Here is a 17,160-nt window from a genome sequence, read left to right on the forward strand (position 1 = left end):
TTTTTCAATCCTCCAGTGGAATTCCTTCAATAGTTCCTTGGTTGTCCAAGTAATCCAAAAGCGTTTTATATAATATTTTATTATTGTAAAAATAAGCAAAATAGCCATTATCTATGCAAACTATCTTTTTATATAAACCATCGGTAGAATCTTTCTTGCAGAACTCAGGATCCCAAAATCTACGCTTTAACAAAAACAACATACTCAGCAAAGTATATCTGATATTAATAGGTTCTCTGTTCTGCAAATAAATAATAAGACAGTCAATCAAACTATTCATACATTTTTCACACAAAGAAAGCGAAATTTCTTTTGCACCCAAGAAATTCCTATGATACATCAGCAATTGATAAAGACTTCTGAGCCAATTGTTGAGACTATCATGATATTCCAATCTGTTCACTAACAACTTAAAAAAGCGAACCAAGTCCTCTTCCTTTTCCAACAAATTGATACATAAAGATAGATACTGAGCTTTAATCGGACATCTTTTTTCTGCAGCCGATTCAACTTCCTTCAATAGTTCATAGATAATATTTCTAAAAAACGGCTGATCAGTTCCTTGATAAGTCCACGCAATAATGGAAACAATCTGATCTTTATATTCTGGGTAATCATCATACCATGCAGCAAGTTGAGTAAAAAATCTCTCAATAATTTCCTGACTTTCTTTTTCAGAATACCCTATTCCATGAGGATATCGATAGTATGGATCATTTCCGAACAAGTTTTCTCTGACAAATCGATCGACACCTATGTTGTTTTTATTAGGCCACCTTGATCTATTGAATTGGTAATTCCAGATTCGTTTTTTGCAAGAGGCTGTGTTAAGTTCCCATTCTTTAAGAATATAATCATCAATATATCCTTTTGACCGCACAAGGGATACTTCAGGAGGATAGCCCCGTTTCATCTGACTTCTCAGACTGTTCAATGTAATTATGCCTTCGTTGTCATCATAAGCCAATGCAAGTTCTTTCCAATCGAGGGACACTTGAGAAAAAGGTCTTTTCCCATTTACAAGACCACAAATAATATTTACCTGAGCTCTTCCTTGTCCAGGAATCATTTTGGGATAGAGCTTTAATGGCCAGTCTTGATGCGTATCTTCTTTCATATTGAAATGTTGTTCCAGTTGTTTCAACTGTTGGTCAACATCCGCATTATCTCCCATATGAAGAAAAAACTTAACAGATTTTTCTCCTTTGCCGATGCTTATGCCATCTATGTAGGCATCTTTGTCATCCTTATAATATACTTCCTTACCTCCGGGACAACGGTTATTTGCCTTAATCAAAGTCGTATATATAAGTTCTCCATTATGCTGTGTTACAAGATTGAGCGCACCGCACTCATCAAAATATGGTACCATGTTCCTTTCAAGGTATGAAACAAATCTAGTACAGCCTCTGGAAAGAATAGATTCATCCTCTACAAACAATAAATTCTTGCTGTTTCTGAAAAAAGTCCTAGACCACTGATTTCCGAATATGACACATAAGCTTACCTTTTCCTGCAATGAACCACCAAGCAAATCATTGACCTTCTCTTGAATTGCATCAGGTATTTTTTTCTGATTTATCACGAATGATTTCAGCTTATATTTTCCTTCTTGTTTGGTTACAAGCTGATCTATTTTTCCTCCTTGTAATACCTTTACTGCTAGTTTTTTCTCAGCAGCAGATAAACTTGTATCTTGGAATCTAAAGGAATTGGAAAGATTAAAAGTATACTGTCCTGGATACGCATCTTCATTTATTTTTCCGTGTGCATTTCTAAAGTTTTTTCTACAAGGCACCAACCGTCCATCAATATCTTCAAGTTCCAAACAAGTAACGAGTACACTTCCATGAAAGCAGTCAGCTATAGCAATCAAATCTCCCTTTTTCAACCCTAGCTTTTGCAGTTTTTTTTCAAGGCCCAAAAAAATGGCAATTGAACGCCAAAGCAACTTGGTATGCATGCGATTACCAAATTCAAAGAGTAAAAGTTCCTGTCCGTTTTCACATAAGGCATCCGGAACAGGCAAAACAGTCAATGCATTGTCGGTAATTTCAGGTAATAATAACTTTTGTTTTTCAAAATACTTATGAAGATATGATGATAATTTATTCACATAGGAAAAGTTTTCATCTTCCTTGAGATTTATTAAGGCAGTAGCCATCTCTTCAATAGTCTCCACTCCTTCTGTATCAACAGTCCACGTCCATGGCGATAGGATGAAGAATTCTTCCAAAACAGGAGCATCAGGATCAATCAAATATTGTTGTTTGTTTTTGACAGCCGGGCAAGCAACAAAACCATGTCGTAAGGCAGAGTCAAACAATAGATTGCTTTGGTTATCATATTCTGACAGATTATAGCGATAGAAATGGACCGAACTAAAAATATCATATACGTCTACGACCTTCATTATTGAATCTCCCGTAGAAGAGAAGTATATTGTGTGTGCAACCTAGCAAATATCTTTTCAAAGAAGTCATCTCCAAAATCTATTCTCTCCGCATTACAACATTGAGGAATCAGTTTTGTCAAAACATCACATATTACCATAGTTCCGTTCCTGTTTATCTCAATACAAGATTTTCCAGATGGTATAAAACAAAACACTAGAGAATCTATGACTTTATTGTTATACCTAATACTCCATTCAGCTCCCTGTCTGGCAATAGACACGATACCCCGGCCTGTAAAAGCAATCTTCTCTTCAAAATATTTGGAATGATAAATCAGCGTCTTCTGCTGTGGCTGTGGAAAAAGCCATACCTCCGAAAAAAACATACGATGCCAAATAGGCTCCCTTAACTTATAACCATAGAATGAGAATATCGCAAGTTCCAGAATATCAGAAAGGAAAGCCGTACGATGTTCCCAGATAGTCTCAACCAGTTTTGTTTTTTTCAATAAGAGCACATATTGTTGCCAAATACACCGATAGTTTGGGTTATTCTGCAATATATAGTTCGGATGCGGTAATCCCCGTAGTTCACTGATGGTTTCAAAATATGACATAGAAAGGTAATATTGACAAATTGATAGAAGTTTTCTCACTGCTATGACACGCTCATGGTTAAGCAAAGAAGGCCTTTTACGTGCAAGTTTCGTTACCAAGTCAATGTAACGTTCACATTCATTTCTACAAAGCTGAAGAAAAGCTTTGACAACTCGGTTTTCTACAGTATCTACTGTTTCTTCCCTAATAACAGCCAACACCTTTTGTCTATCTCCGGCTTTTTGTCCTACGGTATAACCTGGTTGTCTAGTAAGCCAACGGATACATTGGGCATCAATCTGCTGGGCTTTTCCAAGAAAAATCTTACTACGCTTCCTATGCAATACCTTGTGCAGATTATTCAGCACTACATCAATATTTCTTACATACCTTTGGGCTATGACAGTAATCTGACGCTGAGGCGGAATACTATTATCCATATCATAGAGATGGGTATAGACATTTTCCCACGAAAGAGGAAGTGCCTTATTTCTATTGATAGTGTCACTGTTACAAAAACTTTCAGCATAAGCACGCACTTGACTATACCGATCAACCAAATTTATAAAAAAATCAAATTCATCTTTCAAAGCTTCTGTAATTTGCATAGATGAATGGGCACTGAGGTACGCATGTAGCTGTTCACGTTCCTGACAAAGCAAAATTGTATCTGTCGCCGAATCAGATGATGCATCAAGGACATATTCGGAAAGCAACATTTACCGAATTACCCCTTTCCACTGGAAAAATGCTGTTGATGTATCTTTTTTGGCAGTCTCAAATGCTTGTATTAGATCGTTATCCTTTGTTGCATTTTCCACAATACGAGCTACATTATCCAAAACATCCCTGACATTTCCTTCATCTTTTTCCAACCCATTCAATTTCGGCAGAATTTTCATTTCAATTTGATCTGCAAGGGCATATTGATATTTAGCACTGGAATTTTCAGCAGGATAAGCAATAATGTACTTAGTAATTGCCTGCCAGACCCTATGGCCAAAAGGACGTCCGACTTTGTTCAGTTCATTATTGATTTGTTCCATTTCAGTTCCTATCCTTTCTGGAATTGCACCCATAGTATTGGACTGCCATTGTTTCCAAGCCGCAAGGCTTAAATAAGTATTTTCGTGATATTTTTTTTCAAAGCCGCTGATATCAGCATCCCCTGTAAGCTTATCAGGTTTACCGAACCTCAGCACATTGGAACGGTCAATTACCTTATCCGAAAGAATCTGTGTCGTTTCATCTTCATTCATCGTTCCAATGAACAGAGTATTTCTTCCGATAAACAAATGCCGTGAATTCATAGAATCTTTCAAAGCACCGCATTCAATTTCTATTTCAGCTGCTCTCCGGTTAAATGATTTTTCGTTTTCTTCCATTGATTTTCCAAAATCATCATCGACAGCTCTTCGCACTTCAAGCTTGCTCAGTAAATCACTAAAATAATATTCAATTCGTGCAAGATTCATTTCATCGAGCAAAACGATATTCATAGGTAAAGTTTGTTCTTTACCCTTAAAGGAACATCCTTTATTGTTATAAACATCAAATTGCCATAACAATCGGGATAATTCAGTAGCTTTGAATTTTTTCTGCATATAATTATAGAAGCCAAGCAAATCCTGGGGACTATCCCATCTCGGCTGAACAGCAATTTGGATAAAATTCATGCCAGCTGCCTTCGCGTATAGCATAGGCAGCAAGCTTTTGCCTGTACCAGATATTCCAGCTAAGACAGTCAACGGAGAACTATCGGCAACCTTAAGGCTCGTATGGAAAGCCTTGATTGTCCGTTCATTAAAAATAATATGGCTGTCACCTAGCCTTTGCATAAATTCTTCCAGCCATAATTCCTCCTGTTGAAACGCTCTTTCTTCTTTTTTCTTGTAATCATCAGTAATATATGGTCGGTCCAGATCTTCCCAGACCTTGCTTTCTGCTTCTTGTTTACCCGCAAAACCTGCAAATTCAGTTTCCAGCGAAGTAACCTTCTTCGTCAGATCATCATGTTGAGTATGCATCGTCTCTAATTCAGCCTGTCTCTCCGCAATATGCTTGGTCAAGTTCTGATCCTGTCTTTCCAATTGCTTACATTGATTTTCTAAATCGGCTTTTTTGTGTTCCAGTTCATTAATATCCTTGTGTAAATCCTCAAGTCTATCAGCAAGCAATTTCGTATCTTGCCTCTGACGGACAATAGTTGACATAAGATCACTTGATTCAACTTTTAAACGATTTCTTTCCAACTCTACAGCATTTTTTTCATTGGTTTTTTCAAGCAAACGTTTGTCAATTTCTTCCAGTTGTTCCTTGACTTCATCAAGTTTGGTCTCCGCATTCTTTGTATCATCGGCCACTTGGCTCAAATCAAGTTTAGCCTGAGTAATTTGTCGTTTCATTTCCTCATAGGTATCAGCATTATCTGTCATCCATTTTCGTTGGAACTCTCCTTGAGCAATTAAGCTGTTTGCCTGAACTATTTCAGCTTCCATGTTTTTTTTCTGTTCCTCAAGGTCCAAGAGTGTCCGATTAGCTGCTCCAATTTGTTCTTTAAGCATGTCGCGTTTGGCATAATCCGGAAGTTTCTTTATCTCGCTGTGATAAACAACAATGACAAAAAGAACAATAGCTACCAAGATAAACATACAGGTCATCGCAATGTTAAAAAGTAAAGATACTGACATCAGTTATGCTCCCCTTCACTTTCTTGTACAGGAGAAACACTTTGTCCTACATTTCCTGCTTCTTCACTCACATCCTGTGAGATACCTTTCTGAGATGAAAGTTGAGTAAGCTTGTCTTGCAAACCCTGTATTTTTTCATTAAGCACAGCATATGTAGCATTTTCTTTTTTATTTTTATCTTCTAAGGTCTCATTTTGTTTCACTAAAGTAGTATTTGCTGCTTGCAAATCTTTTTGTTGAGAAGATAAATCAGAAATATTCTTGTTATATTGCGCAATTTCAGCTTCTAGTTTCCCTGCTTTTTCTGCAAGACTTGTAAGATTTGTATTTTTATCTTGAACCTGAGTCAATAAGCTTTGGTTACGAAGTTGCAAGCTGCCTATTTGTCCATTAAGATCTGAAAGTGAAGTCGTTGAATCTATAATCTGCTTCGAGAGAGTTTGTTGTTGATTTGTCAATTTTGTAATTTGAGTTTCCAACAAAGTTTTCGTTTGCTTCATTTCAGCTATATCCTGTTGAACTTTTGTGTTATCAGATAGTAATGCATCCTGTTGGTCCTGCAACTGGGTTGCCTGCTTTGTCAAACTGGGAAGGGATGTCAAAAACTTATCCTGTTGTTCTTTTAGAGTATTTAATTCTGTTCTCAGAGATGAAATTTGATCAGTCAAAATTTTTTTATTTTCAATCAAAGTTGAAATGGATACCTTGTATGCATTTTGATCCTGTAGTAGTTTGGCAACCTCATCGTCTAACTCACTTTTTCTATCATTTAAGCTTTTAATGTCCGATGCAATCTCATCATTTTTCCCTTTTAAGTTTGTTTCTCGTTCTAGAAGTGTAGCTATTTGGTTTTGAAGATCAACATAATCAATATTTTTTTGATCATATTGTTTTTTGAGTGCATCAATTTTTTTCTGAAAAGCTGCATATTCATCAGCTTTTTCTTGGCTTTCAGTCAAATTTTTTTGTCTTGTTGCAATCTGGTCATCCAATTGGGCAATCTGTTTCTTTAACATAGCAATTTTATCATTTTCAGAAGTTTCCAATTGCTTCATTTCATTTTCGAAAGAAGTTTTTTCTTTAGAGGCAGAAATCCTGAATTCTTCCAATGAATTTTCCCATGTAAAATATGAATTGAAAGCTTTATTCAATTTAAGAATGCCACAGATACCTACAGCAATAGTAAATGCTGCCACTATATAGATAATACGATTAGTATACGTCATAGCATCATTTCGTGTTTTTTTCATCAGCAACCTAGCCAAAATTATGTAATATAGTAATTGTAGCTCAGTTATCAATTGCCAATCAAGTAAAAAAACATATAAATAACGATAAATTAGGGTCTATATAGGTACTGCTGTTTTATTTTCAGCAAAAACGACAAATTTTATTTTGTAGTAAATTAATAGTCAGCTACTATTATCTTCATGTTATGTCTTATATTTCATATAAATTACGGTAGCTGACAAATTTTGGATTCATAATACACAGGCACAAATACGATAAAAAGCAACTTGCCCAATCAAGATATCTGTATCTCCATGGACAATATTATTCCAATTCATTCTAAGAAAAATTTTATACTTATTCTCTCATAGACCTTACAACAATACCCACAAAGATAGCAATATCCCCGTTCGACATTCTACAGCAAAGTCAATCTCATTTCTTTTTTCAAAAAAGCAACTTCATATTGATTTCTAAATTAGGTAAGAAATTATTAAAATCATTTCCAAGGCATGCCAGAATTTGATAAAATTTCTATCACTTGGCTGATTTTACCACTCCATTATAGAATGTTTTTTTTAATTACTTTTTTCTTATTACAATGCATAAATGTTCCGAAAGTTGTTACAACGGGTTAATCTTATTTCTTCTTCTTTCCCTTTTTACCTTTCTTTTTCTCTTCCTTGTCCTTTGCTTCCTTTGACTTCTTGTCCTTTTTACCCTTTCCTTTTTTCTCTTTCAAGACATCAGCAATATTTTCTTCCGATTCCGATGAGGAAACGGTTCCGGACTTTCCGGAAGCAATGGCTTGAGAAAAGCCAGCAAGATAATATCTTAACTGATTGAGAATTTGTTGTCTGATTTCAATTCTTTTTTCATTCATGTCTTCTTCAGACAGACTTCTGTGCAATGCTTCTTCAACCTTGACCAAGGCATGATAACTGACAGCCAAGTTACGTTGGAAACTGAATATATCCTTTACCGCCTGCTTGTCCAGACCATTCAGGTCCGAAGCAAGCATTTCATCAATTATGGTGTCTTCCTTTTGCTCTTCAGCCTCCCGCAAAGGAACATACCAGGGGCTGCATCCTTCCCTTTCCAGCAACATCGGCCTCATCGACAGCAACTTGAGCAAAAGGGAATCGGGTTGGAGCAACTGAAACATATCTTTCTCAACAAGCATACAGAAATCCTGATGACTTTTGATTACAGTAGTTTTGACTAGTTTTTCCAATTGATCAAGTCTTGCAATATATGCATCATCCAGCAAAGCAAGGAACAATGATTCTTTCGTAGGGAAATACTGGAAAAGATTGCCGTTGGAAATACCGACTTCCTTTGCTATGTCAATCATACGGACCTTGGCGTAGTCATCCCGTGCGATATAGAGACGTGCAACAGATTTTATTTTATTTGATTTTACTATTCTATCTTCTTCACTCATAGCATGCCTACTCATTCATAAGCTCCTTTCCGGTTTCCCAGTAAAATAACTCACAGTCACAATTACATGATAATCCCTTTACAAACTTTATATTAAACATCGACAAACAAATTGTAAATACAACTATCACCCTCAAAAGGCCGTTTGATGGAAAATTTCCCTATTTGATAAAAAGCAGGAGAAAGCCGAGCCCCCTCCTGCAATATTTCAATGATTCCCGATTAAGCAGATGTAGCTAGGCCTGGGTTGCAAGTTCCTCCATAGGCAGGCGTTCACCCTTCTTGCCCTTGACCCGACCCTTTTCACGCTTGACGGTAATAACCAACTTATCGACGATGTTTTCAATACCCTCGTAGAGCTCATAGCAATCTACTCCGATAATTTTCACCGTTCCCCAGGAGAAATGCATTTTGGCATCGATATGATAACCTTGTCCGATTTTTTCACGAGTCATGACAAATTCCAAGTCATGAAGGTAATCCTTTGCAAAATCCAACTTGGTAAGTTTCTTGTCCAGAAATTTCTGTGTTTCTTCACTCGGATTGTATCTCACGCCTCTTACTGTAATGTTCATACGCTCAATTGCCATTGATGTTGCCATTGGATATGGCAAGCAGGCTTTCCTCCATTGCATAAGTTTTTTACCAAGGATCCAACGGATCCCGTCCTCTGCCGATAAAAAGAATTTCACATCGGCGCCATCAAGACATTACTTCTTCACTCACGCTCCCTTTTCTGCCATGCAGGTCAATATTCAAAAGGCCAAACGGCCAATCTGTACCAAGAGCAACTTACTGACTGGAGGCCAGCCGCTGCGCCCGATAGAAACAACTGCAGGTATTTTACCTGCCACAACTGCTTCTATATAAAAGATACGGCCTCTTGCGATTTCTGTCAAATAAACTTTCATAAGCCTGTTTTCCATGTGGAAGAAAACAAATGTTAAGTTTAAACTTCACAGGCAAGTTTTTTTTTGCTATACTGAGGTCCATACTGCTTGGAAACTGGAGGGTATATATGACAACTTGTTCAATCTTAGAATTACTTGACATTGACCTGAAAGAAAAAAACAAACTGGAACTTTCCTGCATAGCAGGCAGAAGTGGCTTGTCCAGAAAACTTACTTCAAGCAAGATAAGCCGTCCCGGCCTGCCGCTTGCCGGTTTCTTCGAAGCATTTGCAGAAAGTGCTGTCCAAGTCTTTGGACATGGCGAACAACGATACCTTGATATGCTTGAAAAAAAAGGCGACTACAAAAGCATTGAAAAAATGTTTTCCTATGAAATTCCCTGCTGCATATTCTGCCATGGCTACACACCGAGCGACAAATTCATCAAGATGGCAGAAGATGCAGGCATCCCTATCCTGCGTACACCGCTTTATTCCTCAGATTTTTCCAGGAACCTATACCAGATGCTGGATGAGATATTTGCCCCTACAGAAACGATCCATGGGGTATTTGTTGAAGTCTATGGCATTGGTGTACTTATTCTTGGAGACAGTGGAGTCGGCAAAAGCGAAACTGCTCTTGAACTGATCGAAAGAGGACATCGTATCATCAGCGATGATACAGTCAAGCTACGCAATATCAGCAATACATTCCTCATCGGAAGCGGTGAAAATCCAATGCTTGCCCATCACATGGAAATCCGAGGAATCGGAATCATAAACTTGGCTAATATCTTCGGAGTAGGAGCAATACGAGATAAAAAACAAGTACAGCTCGTCGTCCATCTTGAAGAATGGGACGCAACAAAAGACTATGATAGGGTCGGGGAAGACACCATGAGTGAAACTTTCCTAGGCATTTCCATACCCAAATTAATTATACCTGTCAAACCAGGCCGAAATATCCCGATTATCATCGAAACGGCTGCCAGAAATGAACGTCTGAAGAAACTTGGTTATCACAGCGCAAAAGAATTTGACCAGAGTGTGCTTAAATGGTTTGAAAGTGAAACTGCAAAAAAAATGTACTACATAAACGAGGAGAGCATCTGACATGGTTACACGCAATCTGGAAGTCTGCAACAGGGCAGGCATCCACGCCAGACCGGCTGCCATGATTGTAAAGGTTGCAAACAAATTTGCAAGCAACCTTTATATGGAAAAAGAAGACATGAAGATCAACGGAAAATCAATCATGGGAGTAATTACACTTGGTGCAGGTTATAAAAGCAAGATCAAGATTACCTGTGATGGAAAAGATGAGGCTGCAATGGCTGACGCCTTGGAAAAGCTCTTCAAGAACCGTTTTGAGGAATAAGGGTAACCAATGAAACAGATTACTCCAAGACAAAAGGAAATCCTTGAATACATAAGGGATTTCATTAGAGAAAATGAATTCAGTCCCTCAACCAGGGACATAAGTGAACATTTTCATTTTTCAGTGAAGGCTGCATATGATCATCTGCAGGCACTGGAAAGCAAAAGCTTGATTTCCTCAATACCAGGTATTTCCAGGTCGGTAAAAATCATTGATCCCCAGTTTTCTCCATATGAGGATGTCATGTCCATTCCGATCACAGACAGCGAACTACATGAAACAAAGAAAAACGGGAAAAATCTCCTTTACCTTTCCAAGAAACTATTGCCTGAAGAGGATTCATGCGAGTACATCATCACGATGATCAAGGATGATGCACTTTCAGATGAAGGCATCTACTATGGTGATGTTGCAGCAATCAAGCTTACTGATAAAATTCATGAAGGACAAATCGTTTTGGCAGAAAGCAAGCAACTTGGCCCTCTTGTTCGGTTCTACCATGAAGAAAAAGGTATTCCATATCTGACCGTATCGAACATATCGCTTTCATCCATCCCTTTGACTGCAGACATTGAAATCAAGGGTACGCTTTCCCTTCTGTTCAGACAATTCAGGGACCTCTCATGAGTCAAAGAGTCTATCTGTTGCTAGGTCCGGAAGCTGGAGAAAAGGCAGAGCGTGTATGGCAAATCAAGAACCAGCTTACAAAAGAGCTGAAACTACAGCCTCAGGTATATAAATTCTATCCTTTCGAAGGAAAGGACAATGAGTTGTACATCGAGTTGAACAATATCGATCTGTTCAGCCCACATAGTCTTGTCATCCTAAGCCAGGCAGAAACGATGAACGAACAGCAGGCAAAGGATTTGCTTGCCTATGTGCAGGCCCCTTCTCCATCCTCAACGCTCATCATCCTCAGTGATGAAACCAAATTGCCATCAGCAACAATGACCAGGATACAAAACCAGATCAAGCAGCAGTTCCCACCGGAATCCTTTGCTGTTTTCTGGGAACTGAAAGAGGAACAACTTGCAGGCTGGGTAAATACTTTCTTTGCCCAGCAAGGACTGCTTATAGACCAACCAGCAACAGAGTTGCTGCTTGATCTGGTAGACAACAATACCATGGAACTGAAAGTTACCTGCAGACAGTTGGCATTCTTCTGGCAAGTCAACGAAAAAGGCAACAGCATCACTGAAAATGATATTGAAACCTATGTCCATCATACAAGGGAAGAAAATGCCTTTACCTTGTTCGCGGCCATGGCAAGCGGCTCACTCAGTGAAGCCATCGGTATAGCTGATGTTATCTTGGAACGGTCAAACAATGCCCAGTATACCCTCATCGGTGGTCTGATATGGTGCTGGAGACGGTTGCAGAGCATTGCGGAACAACTTGAAACAGGGAGCAACCAACGGGAGGCATTCCAAGAAGCTACAGTCTTGGGAAAAAGATCAAGTATTCGCCGTCCTTCTGATTTCAAGATTTACACAGCAGCGCTGAACCGCTACGATGCAGCAGCATGCAGAAGAATACTTGCCCTGCTCTTTTCCGCAGATGTCATACTCAGAAAAGAAACAGGTGACCTGCAAAAATTGGAATTAGAAAAACTTGTCATAGATATAATGGTAAACAAAGGCAAGAAAATCCCTGAGCTACGAGGGGCGACTTTTGCTGTCTTGTAGCAGAAGCATCTTCACAAGCTCAGCTTGTCAATCAATCTTTTTGCTACAGGAACGGGGATACCTGCCTGTGAAGCAATTTCCTCAGGCGAACTTGCCAATATGGCATCGACACTTCCATAGACCTGCATAAGTTTCCGACTACGTTGTTCTCCTACGCCTTTTATGCTTTCAAGCAAGGTAAAAGCAACTTCCTTGCTCCGCAAATTCTGGTTGGCAGAGGTCGCAAAACGATGGCACTCATCACGGATTGCAATAAGCAGTTGCAAAGCCGGGGAATGTTCCGGAAGCAACAGGCTCTCTCCCTCACCGGGAAAAACGATTTCTTCCAAACGCTTTGCAAGGCCAATGACCGGTATCTCGCTCATACCTAAATCATCCAAGACACCTACTACAGCGTTCACCTGCCCCTTTCCGCCGTCAATGACTACCAGGGAAGGCCATTGTAATCCTTCATTCAGTATATCTTGGTACCTTCTGGTTGCAGCTTCCCTCATCGACTGGAAATCATCAATCTTGCCACCTAAACTTCTTATATTGAATCTTCGGTAGCCCTGCTTGTCCGGTTTCCCGTCCCTAAAGGAAATAAGGGAAGCAACGGTGTACTTGCCAGACAATTGTGCAATATCAAAACCTTCGATCAATACAGGCAATGAAGGCAAGTCAAGTGCCTGCTGCAAAGCCTCAAGTGCAACGCTGTTGTCTGTACTGCGTAGCCGCTTTTCAACATCCCTGGTTGCATTCTCACCCGCCATTCGAAGGATACGATAGTGCTTGCCATCAACCGGCTTCAGTACCTGAAGCTTCCCTCCCAATTGCTCATCAAAGAATCTTGCTATCGACATACTGTCAATATCATGTGAAACATAAAGCTGTTTAGGAAGTCGCTGACCATCCGCATAGTACCGAAGAAGGAACCCTTGTAAAGTTTCAGTCTCATCACCAAGCGTCTCCCCTCGATACAAGGCACGTCCCATCAAGGCACCATCTCTCACTTGCATCAAGGAAATGGAATATAATGGGCCTCTCATTTCGATTGCCGCATAATCCCTTGCTTCCTGCTGCTGATCCTCCACTGTCTGATTCGTTGCCATGGTAACCAAGGCCCGTAAAAGATCCCTTTTCTTGGCAGCCTCTTCAAACTTCAGCTCTTTACCAAGACTCAGCATTTCCTTTTCGGTTTCCCTGATAAGCCGGTCATTGTCCCCGTTAAGGAATTTCTTTACCTTCTCTACGGATTGGGCATAGGCCTCCTTGCTGATCATCCCACAACAAGGAGCAGAACAGCGACCGATATGATAATACAGACAGGGATGGTCACGCCGCTTCATCGGTGAAGCACACTTACGGAGCCTGAACATAGTATTGACAAGTTCAAGGTAGGTATCAAGGCTCCCAACGCCTGGATAGGGCCCGAAATACAGCGACCCATCTTTTATCAGCCGACGGGTCTTGAAGACTTTCGGAAAATCCTCTTTGGTAATCCTAATCATCGGATAACTCTTGCCATCCTTGAGATCTATATTATAATGCGGATTATACTTCTTTATCAGGTTGTTTTCCAACACCAATGCTTCATACTCATTACCGGTAATGATGTGCTCAATACGATGGATTTTCTCTACCAGTGCGGCAGTCTTTGCATTTCGTCCCGAAAGGAAGTAGCTCATTACACGTTTTCTGAGATTTTTTGCCTTGCCGACATAGATGACGGTCCCATCCTTGTCCAGCATCAAGTATACCCCGCTGTTTCCAGGCAAGGCCTTTGCCTGATCTGCAGGCTTGAGGAACTGTTCAGCGACGCTTTCTCCCAAGCTGGCAACCTCAGCATTGTTTTCCCTGACATACTTCATACTCCAAAGCATAGTCATTTTGACAACAGTGGGCAAGCTTGCTACACTGTAGCAATGAATTCAATCAGCACATATCCTGTTTACCTTTCACTCCCTGAGGATAGGAAAAAGGAAATTGACAGGCTTGTCCAAACATATCATTTTACCTATCAGCAGGAAAAATTCCTTGCAGACAGTTCAGCCGACCTGGCTTTGTGGCAACAGGGCTTGCTTGGTGACCATGCCGACATGGAACAGGCAAAAGGCGAAGGCAAGCAGAAAGCAGGCAATTTCTGCAGACTGTTACAGAAAAGCATCGACAGACTGCGAAAAGAACCGACAGACTATAGTAATTTCATCCCACCTGAAATACATCCTGACAAATACAAAGACATCATGGACATGGACGACCATATAAAGCTTCTCGGCAGTTGTCCTTGTCCTAAGGACGGGGAATTGACCCGCTGCTGCAACCTCAAGACCCTTGATGCCGTACAGCAATGTGCCTTTGCCTGCAGCTATTGTTCCATTCAGTCGTTCTACCAAAGCCACGAAATACGGGTCGTAGGCAACCTGAAGGAACGCTTGGAAAAACTTGAGCTTGATGAAGGCACTTGGCATATCGGAACAGGACAGTCATCTGATTCCCTGTTATGGGGCAATGATTATGGTACGCTTGATGCCCTCAATATTCTCTGCCGACGTTATCCTCAGCTGATCATCGAGCTTAAGACGAAAAGTGCAAGGACCGATTGGATGGATACAATCAGGCTTGATGATCATATTGTTGCCTCATGGTCACTTAATGCTGAGACAATTGCGAAGAAGGAAGAACGGCTTGCTTCCCCTGTAATAGAAAGACTGAAAGCAGCAAGAAAAGCTGCGGACCATCACATACCTATAGGATTTCACTTGCACCCGATTGTCATGTTCAAGGGATGGCAGGAAGAATATGGCAAATTGGTAGAAACAATCACAGAAAACTTTGCTCCGGAAGAAGTAGTCATGGTATCCCTCGGCACACTCACCTTTACGAAAAGCGTGCTTCGCAAGCTTCGCCAAGAAGGGCGCCCAAGCAGGATACTGCAAATGGAATTAAGTGAAGTTGCCGGCAAATATTCTTACCCGCTCCAAACGAAGGAAATATTCTTTCCATTCATCTATTCACTGTTCCCTGAGAGCTGGAAACAGGAACATACGAAGCCTTTCTACTACCTCTGCATGGAAGATCCTTCCTTATGGATGCCGACCTTCGGCTACAGTTACAGGAACAACAGTGTTTTCGAACAGGCAATGAGGACAGCTTATACGGAAAAGGTACAGACGATTGCCGCCTCAAAGCACTGAAAAATTACACGGAACCTATAGCAGCTTTGTCTCGAATATCTCCTTGGCACGTCCCTTAAGAGGGCACTCTTTCCCATCAAGCATCAGAGAGAGAGCCTTGCGCTCATCCATGGAAAAGGTCTCGGCACCCAGTACATGCTGTTCAAATGCTTCGGTAGCAATAGGACAGACGAGTCTTACGATCTCAAGGATCTGCTGGGCATAAGCGCGGATTTCATATTGGGCATGGTCATCCAGCCTAAGTTTCAGGAAATGGAACAAATTGCGCAGATCCATCTGCCAATACCATTGCGTATACATGGAAAGCGGCAAATCAATCCTTGACAATTCCCTTGCTATTCCTTTGTCCAGCATCTGGTGGTAATTTTTGAATATCTGCTGCTCATCTTCTTCCATCCGGGCCAAGACAAAATCAGCAGTTTCATCATCGACACACTCATTCTTCCGCCCTTGTTTGTTATCCTCGCTCTGGAGATTTATATGCTCACGGTCAGGACGATAGCATTCATCAGCCATCACACTGTACCGTCCTGAGATTTCGTTGATCCTGCCTGTCCTATGACGTACCCACTGTCTGGCAACAAAAATAGGCATCTTGAGGTGAAAGGTAAAATTGACCTGTTCGAACGGAGAGGAGTGGTCATTCCTCATCAGATAGTTGATCAATCCCTTATCCTTGCGGTAGCTTTTTGTACCAGCTCCATACGAAATCCTTGCACTCTGGACAATTCTGTCGTCACCGCCAAGATAATCAACCAATCTGACAAAACCATGATCAAGGACAGGATATTCCTTGTCAAGAATTGCTTCCGCTGCTTCCACTACACAATGTGCCATTCTTATTGCTCCTTGCTTTGAAACATCATAGATACCCGAGTCTTCCTAGCAGCACGGCTATTCCGGCACTGCAGGCAGTTTCGGTTCTCAGCACCCTGCTGCCCAAGGTTTTCGGTTGGAATCCTTTCTGAAGCAACAGTTGCCTTTCTCTCTCACTGTAACCTCTTTCAGGTCCGATTGCCAATACAACCGGCTGATGATCTTCCTTGTTTTTCCATTGGCTCAACGGCGCAGCGCCTATGACATTGTCCAGCATAATCAGGTTCCCGCAGGAAGGCAACTGATGCACAGCCACATCCAGGCTATCGGCAAAGACAACCTTGCTGACTCCTGTTTTTGCAGCTTGCATGGCCCCATCAAGAAGTACGGATTTATAAGTCCCATCAAGATAAAACGATGCTTTCGCATAAGATTTCTCACTTAAGTCGGCACCGTTGATCATAATGGTTGATACTCCTAGGGAAACAGCTTCCCGAAGAATCCTTTTCATACAGATAGGACGCACCTGACTTACCAACAACATCACAGGATAAAGTACAGATGAATGTTCGTCTTCAGGCTCAAAGGTAAAGTCAATCCCGTCATCCATACAGGAAATCGTGGCCGTTCCTGCAGGACCGTTGACAATTCCACAGGAAAAACAATCACCTATGCCAAGATGCAATATCTTCCTGATATGTCTTGACCGTGAATCATCAGCAGGGAGATGGTTAGTCTGTTCCAACTGTTCAAACAGTATGATGTTCATGGCCAGACGATAACATATTTTGCCTTGAAGGTACATATTTCCCTGTAGTGTAGTTTTCATACAGCACAGGTTGCGTTATCATGGATACCTGC

General features: G+C 40.6%; 15 protein-coding genes. 5 read left to right on the forward strand and 10 right to left on the reverse strand.

Features of this window, described 5'->3' with window-relative positions; all coding sequences use genetic code 11:
* Positions 1-4 precede the first annotated feature (4 nt).
* The 7 genes from LKE40_05340 to LKE40_05370 form a co-directional block, all read right to left on the reverse strand.
* Entirely contained in the window at positions 5-2,413 is a 2,409-nt protein-coding gene (locus LKE40_05340) for a hypothetical protein (protein ID MCH3916876.1), read from the reverse strand.
* A complete protein-coding gene (locus tag LKE40_05345) occupies positions 2,413-3,711 on the reverse strand; it encodes a DUF2357 domain-containing protein (protein ID MCH3916877.1) in 1,299 nt (432 codons plus the stop codon). The genes LKE40_05340 and LKE40_05345 overlap by 1 nt, the downstream gene beginning before the upstream one ends.
* Entirely contained in the window at positions 3,712-5,682 is a 1,971-nt protein-coding gene (locus LKE40_05350) for an AAA family ATPase (GenBank protein MCH3916878.1), read from the reverse strand.
* A complete protein-coding gene (locus LKE40_05355; GenBank protein MCH3916879.1) occupies positions 5,682-6,947 on the reverse strand; it encodes a hypothetical protein in 1,266 nt (421 codons plus the stop codon). Before LKE40_05355 ends, LKE40_05350 begins: the two co-directional genes overlap by 1 nt.
* A gap of 605 nt (positions 6,948-7,552) precedes the next feature.
* The gene (locus LKE40_05360; protein MCH3916880.1) at positions 7,553-8,371 is read right to left on the reverse strand and encodes a TetR/AcrR family transcriptional regulator; all 819 of its coding nucleotides are present in this window, start codon (positions 8,369-8,371) and stop codon (positions 7,553-7,555) included.
* Between the two features lie 220 nt (positions 8,372-8,591).
* Entirely contained in the window at positions 8,592-8,957 is a 366-nt protein-coding gene (locus tag LKE40_05365; protein ID MCH3916881.1) for an HPF/RaiA family ribosome-associated protein, read from the reverse strand.
* Between the two features lie 153 nt (positions 8,958-9,110).
* Complete coding sequence (locus LKE40_05370) at positions 9,111-9,266, reverse strand: hypothetical protein (GenBank protein ID MCH3916882.1); 156 nt, start codon at positions 9,264-9,266, stop codon at positions 9,111-9,113.
* A 107-nt stretch (positions 9,267-9,373) separates the two neighbouring features.
* Between LKE40_05370 and hprK the strand changes: the two genes are divergently transcribed.
* The 4 genes from hprK to holA are packed head-to-tail and all read left to right on the forward strand — an operon-like array spanning position 9,374 to position 12,307.
* Positions 9,374-10,357, forward strand: coding sequence for an HPr(Ser) kinase/phosphatase (hprK, locus tag LKE40_05375; protein ID MCH3916883.1), 984 nt, complete (start codon positions 9,374-9,376; stop codon positions 10,355-10,357).
* 1 nt (position 10,358) lies between these two features.
* Complete coding sequence (locus LKE40_05380; GenBank protein MCH3916884.1) at positions 10,359-10,622, forward strand: HPr family phosphocarrier protein; 264 nt, start codon at positions 10,359-10,361, stop codon at positions 10,620-10,622.
* 9 nt (positions 10,623-10,631) lie between these two features.
* Positions 10,632-11,249, forward strand: a complete 618-nt coding sequence (locus LKE40_05385; GenBank protein ID MCH3916885.1) for a hypothetical protein — start codon at positions 10,632-10,634, stop codon at positions 11,247-11,249.
* Positions 11,246-12,307, forward strand: a complete 1,062-nt coding sequence (holA, locus tag LKE40_05390) for a DNA polymerase III subunit delta (GenBank protein ID MCH3916886.1) — start codon at positions 11,246-11,248, stop codon at positions 12,305-12,307. The genes LKE40_05385 and holA overlap by 4 nt, the downstream gene beginning before the upstream one ends.
* Positions 12,308-12,318: 11 nt before the next feature.
* Here holA and uvrC read toward each other — a convergent pair whose 3' ends face one another.
* Positions 12,319-14,157, reverse strand: a complete 1,839-nt coding sequence (uvrC, locus tag LKE40_05395; protein MCH3916887.1) for an excinuclease ABC subunit UvrC — start codon at positions 14,155-14,157, stop codon at positions 12,319-12,321.
* Between the two features lie 54 nt (positions 14,158-14,211).
* Between uvrC and LKE40_05400 the strand changes: the two genes are divergently transcribed.
* The gene (locus LKE40_05400; GenBank protein ID MCH3916888.1) at positions 14,212-15,483 is read left to right on the forward strand and encodes a radical SAM protein; all 1,272 of its coding nucleotides are present in this window, start codon (positions 14,212-14,214) and stop codon (positions 15,481-15,483) included.
* A gap of 15 nt (positions 15,484-15,498) precedes the next feature.
* Here LKE40_05400 and thyX read toward each other — a convergent pair whose 3' ends face one another.
* Positions 15,499-16,320: an FAD-dependent thymidylate synthase gene (gene thyX, locus LKE40_05405; protein MCH3916889.1), complete on the reverse strand. Its 822-nt coding sequence runs from the start codon at positions 16,318-16,320 to the stop codon at positions 15,499-15,501.
* 25 nt (positions 16,321-16,345) lie between these two features.
* Positions 16,346-17,068 carry an RsmE family RNA methyltransferase gene (locus LKE40_05410; protein MCH3916890.1) on the reverse strand — a complete coding sequence of 241 codons (723 nt, stop codon included), beginning with the start codon at positions 17,066-17,068 and terminating at the stop codon, positions 16,346-16,348.
* Positions 17,069-17,160 lie beyond the last annotated feature (92 nt).

It is taken from the genome of Spirochaetia bacterium (assembly GCA_022482625.1).
Classification (GTDB): Bacteria; Spirochaetota; Spirochaetia; order Sphaerochaetales; family Sphaerochaetaceae; genus Pleomorphochaeta.

Coding starts and splice junctions, on each gene's coding strand:
- LKE40_05340 (MCH3916876.1), bottom strand. CDS start 2,413: ATGAAGGTCGTAGACGTATATGATATTTTTAGTTCGGTCCATTTCTAT.
- LKE40_05345 (MCH3916877.1), bottom strand. CDS start 3,711: ATGTTGCTTTCCGAATATGTCCTTGATGCATCATCTGATTCGGCGACA.
- LKE40_05350 (MCH3916878.1), bottom strand. CDS start 5,682: ATGTCAGTATCTTTACTTTTTAACATTGCGATGACCTGTATGTTTATC.
- LKE40_05360 (MCH3916880.1), bottom strand. CDS start 8,371: ATGAGTAGGCATGCTATGAGTGAAGAAGATAGAATAGTAAAATCAAAT.
- LKE40_05365 (MCH3916881.1), bottom strand. CDS start 8,957: ATGGCAACATCAATGGCAATTGAGCGTATGAACATTACAGTAAGAGGC.
- LKE40_05370 (MCH3916882.1), bottom strand. CDS start 9,266: ATGAAAGTTTATTTGACAGAAATCGCAAGAGGCCGTATCTTTTATATA.
- hprK (MCH3916883.1), top strand. CDS start 9,374: ATGACAACTTGTTCAATCTTAGAATTACTTGACATTGACCTGAAAGAA.
- LKE40_05380 (MCH3916884.1), top strand. CDS start 10,359: ATGGTTACACGCAATCTGGAAGTCTGCAACAGGGCAGGCATCCACGCC.
- LKE40_05385 (MCH3916885.1), top strand. CDS start 10,632: ATGAAACAGATTACTCCAAGACAAAAGGAAATCCTTGAATACATAAGG.
- holA (MCH3916886.1), top strand. CDS start 11,246: ATGAGTCAAAGAGTCTATCTGTTGCTAGGTCCGGAAGCTGGAGAAAAG.
- uvrC (MCH3916887.1), bottom strand. CDS start 14,157: ATGAAGTATGTCAGGGAAAACAATGCTGAGGTTGCCAGCTTGGGAGAA.
- LKE40_05400 (MCH3916888.1), top strand. CDS start 14,212: ATGAATTCAATCAGCACATATCCTGTTTACCTTTCACTCCCTGAGGAT.
- thyX (MCH3916889.1), bottom strand. CDS start 16,320: ATGGCACATTGTGTAGTGGAAGCAGCGGAAGCAATTCTTGACAAGGAA.
- LKE40_05410 (MCH3916890.1), bottom strand. CDS start 17,068: ATGAACATCATACTGTTTGAACAGTTGGAACAGACTAACCATCTCCCT.